4 protein-coding genes are annotated in these 3323 nt (G+C 41.9%); all 4 read right to left on the bottom strand.

Translation table 11 applies throughout. The features are described from left to right. On the bottom strand, positions 1-1285 hold a 1285-nt coding region (locus tag ACMJ0U_RS05655; protein ID WP_417128739.1), incomplete at its 3' end, for a BT_3928 family protein. Then, entirely contained in the window at positions 1275-1817 is a 543-nt protein-coding gene (locus ACMJ0U_RS05650; RefSeq protein WP_417128737.1) for a DUF1599 domain-containing protein, read from the bottom strand. The genes ACMJ0U_RS05655 and ACMJ0U_RS05650, both read right to left, overlap by 11 nt. Before the next feature lie 143 nt (positions 1818-1960). Further along, the gene (locus ACMJ0U_RS05645; RefSeq protein WP_117673678.1) at positions 1961-2869 is read right to left on the bottom strand and encodes a peptidoglycan DD-metalloendopeptidase family protein; all 909 of its coding nucleotides are present in this window, start codon (positions 2867-2869) and stop codon (positions 1961-1963) included. A 296-nt stretch (positions 2870-3165) separates the two neighbouring features. After that, entirely contained in the window at positions 3166-3312 is a 147-nt protein-coding gene (locus ACMJ0U_RS05640) for a DUF3256 family protein (RefSeq protein WP_417128740.1), read from the bottom strand. Positions 3313-3323: the final 11 nt, after the last annotated feature.

Below are 3323 nucleotides of genomic sequence, written 5' to 3'. Positions count from 1 at the left end.
TTTTCTTTTTGCGGCTTTTTATACGCAGCCATACCAGGTCGACCACGGTCAGGAACAGCAACGGACCTAAAAACCAGATTGTCACTTCTGCTACCTTATGCACATTAGTCTTCGGATTCCACGTACTGAACGGGAGTTTTTCTAACGGTGCATTCAACTGGTATTCATCTGGCAGATTGGAAACACTCCATTTACGCAACACTACTCCTTTTTTCAGCAGCATCAATCCCGGATTGGAACGAATCATGGTTTTCAGCGTAATCTCATCCATCAAGGCAAACGGATATTCTGCCCCCGTATTTTCCTGCCAGTCTATAATATCCTGCTCCGAGGAGGCCGTCAAGCAAAGAAAACGGTAATCATGCTCCACGCTATAGTCATACACTTCATTTATCAAGTCCATGCCACTATCGTCAGCATGCTTCAACCAGGGTGCCACAAGCAAGAATGTATATTGGTCACTCTGAAGTATTTCATCCGTCAGGTCTTCTCCTGTTTCCAGTGAAGTAATTGAGAAATCGTGTATAGGAGGCTCATACCCCTGCTCTTTTATCCGTGTCTTTGAATCTATAAAAGTCCACGTGGAATCTGTAGGGAAATTATCAATCGTAAATTCCTGCTCCTGTCCGTTCTTTGAATAAATAAAAATCGTTTCATACACGGTAGGCTTCTCACCTTCAGGAATCGTCATACCCTGTGCGATGTCTGCCCCCACATGATAAGGACGAAAATCAAATACAGGCAGATAACGCAGACAAAACAGCATGAAGAACAGAATAAACAGGATACTGTAAAGCGAAATCAGCCAATCAACTTTCTTCGTTACCAAGTTAAAGACATACTGTCTCCACCTAAACATGGAAACAGCCGCAATGAGCAGCACCACGTTTTTGAAAAAAGTTTCCCAGTTGGTCAGTACTACTGCATCGCCAAAACAGCCACAATCTGAAATCGGATTGGCAATGGCCAGCCATAAAGTCAACGGTGTCATAAAAGCCATGACCAGCAGCACCAGCAAGGAGGCCACCCTCCGGCGAATACCGAAGAACAGATAAATACCAAGAATAAATTCAAGTAAAGCACAGAGCATAGCTGCCAGATAGGGCACGTATCCCGCCCCAAGCCCTTGTAGCCCCCATGCGTCCAGATAATCCTGTACCTTATAGACCGTACCCAAAGGGTCATTGGCCTTTACAAATCCGGAAAACAAAAAGACAATAGCCAGCAAGAAACGGCAGACGTTACTCCAGACCACAATTGCTTTATGTAGAAACTTATTCTCCAAACTCCAGCTTAATCAATCCGAAAACAGCATAATTAATCATATCCATATAATTGGCATCCACGCCTTCTGACACCAGCGTATCTCCCTTCAAAGATTCTATCTGTTTGGTTCGATAAATCTTCATCAAAATTAAATCTGTATAAGAAGTGATACGCATACTACGCCAGGCCTCATCATAATCATGATTCTTAGCCAGCATCAACTTCAGGGCCTTATCTGCATACGCATCATATAATTCCAGCGCACGTTCCTCTGTGATATCTTCCTTCTCGGCATAACCCAGTTCCAGCTGAATAAGCCCGATAATACCATAATTGACAATTGCAATAAACTCCGGACGAATACCTTCATCTATCAAGGACACACCCTTTACTTCGATGCTGCGAATACGGTTTGCCTTAATATAAATCTGGTCTGTCACGGAAGACGGCCGCATAATGCGCCAAGCAGCTCCGTAATCATGCAACTTTTTAGCAAACAAATCACGGCATACTGCAATTACATGTTCAAATTGTTTCTTGGTTTCTTCCATCTTTTATGCTCGAATATGTGGCAAAGTTACTGTTTTTTCACAGAGCACACAAAATAAAGGAGATAAAAATGCCATTTCATACAGCCCCAACAGAACTATATGAAATGGCATCCTTTTTTATTTCAGCAAATTTATTTTTCTTATCAAGAACATCTTAAAACTTGTCCGATACGCAACGTCGTAGTACGTTTTATACCATTAATCTGGCACAGGCGGTCGATAGATACGTGATACAAACGAGAGATACGTCCCAATGTATCGCCCTTACGGATTTTATGATAACGGATAGCCGATTTTTCTGCTTCGGCTGCACCGGATTTTCCTGATTTTACAGCTGCCAATGCGCGGGTACGCTGATATGCATAACGGTTGGCACCACGTACAAACAAATAGCTGTCTGATACGATATCCTGGTTCGGGAAATCAAACATAAATTCTGGATTTATCACCTCTCCTAAGAAACGAGTTTCAAAATGAAGGTGAGAACCGGTAGAACGTCCGGTATTTCCTCCCAAACCAATCGGGTCACCCGCCTTTACATATTCATCTTCAGCTACAATCTGTTTAGACAAGTGTCCGTAAATTGTTTCCAATCCATTGTCATGACGGATTACTACATATTTTCCGTACCCTCTACGTTCATATTTCACCATGCGCACACGCCCGTCGAAAGCAGCACGGATAGTATCGCCGATATAGACCTTAATGTCCAATCCGTTATGCATACGCCGCCAGCGCGGACCACATTTAGAAGTAATTTTTGTATGAGTGGTCGGCATGCAAAAGCCTGTCAAATCGATTCGGAAACTATCTGGAACCTGTACATTACCGCCGTAAGCATGAACGCGATCATTGTTCCAGTTTGGATAAAGACTGTAAGCGGGATATACTGCCTGTTCTGCTTTGATCTGGCGAATCAGGGCTAATGAATCCACAGCTTTTAATTTTCTGTCAATCGGCGCCTGACGAGCCAGAAGATCCTGTCCTGAAACATTGATGCTGACCATGGCCAGAGCCGCCATTGCTACTGTTCTAATACACTTTAAAATCATTATACCTTATATTTTTCAGCTAGTATCCGTCGGATGGACTTCGTTATTTTCTATTTTTCCAGCCCGACCCTTATTCAGAATACCATTACTGGTTTAAAACAAATCATTTTTAGAATGCATTCCTGCCTTCATAATTACGCAGATATGCTTGTCGTTTTACAAACAGCGTTCCAAAGATAAAAAAAATTCGGTATATCCGTCCGAGCGGTTAACGATTTTTTATGTATTTTTATACGCAAAGAGCAGAATAGATGTTGTACAACATAACCTTCAGCAATACAAAGAATTAAATAGAATTACTTTAACGAGGTATTCAAATTTTCCTGAGATACAAATTTTCCCTCTTTCCACTCCAGACAAACAGGGTGGGATTTCAGATACGGTTTTAAATTTTTTGCGGTTTCCTTATCCAAATAGTCTGGGGTAGTATAAGTAAAACTCAATATAGGTTTAT

Origin of the sequence: Phocaeicola sp. (genome assembly GCF_048170425.1) — a bacterium.
GTDB lineage: Bacteria > Bacteroidota > Bacteroidia > Bacteroidales > Bacteroidaceae > Phocaeicola.
This window is presented reverse-complemented; position numbering and strand designations above follow the sequence as displayed.

Coding starts and splice junctions, on each gene's coding strand:
- ACMJ0U_RS05650 (WP_417128737.1), bottom strand. CDS start 1,817: ATGGAAGAAACCAAGAAACAATTTGAACATGTAATTGCAGTATGCCGT.
- ACMJ0U_RS05645 (WP_117673678.1), bottom strand. CDS start 2,869: ATGATTTTAAAGTGTATTAGAACAGTAGCAATGGCGGCTCTGGCCATG.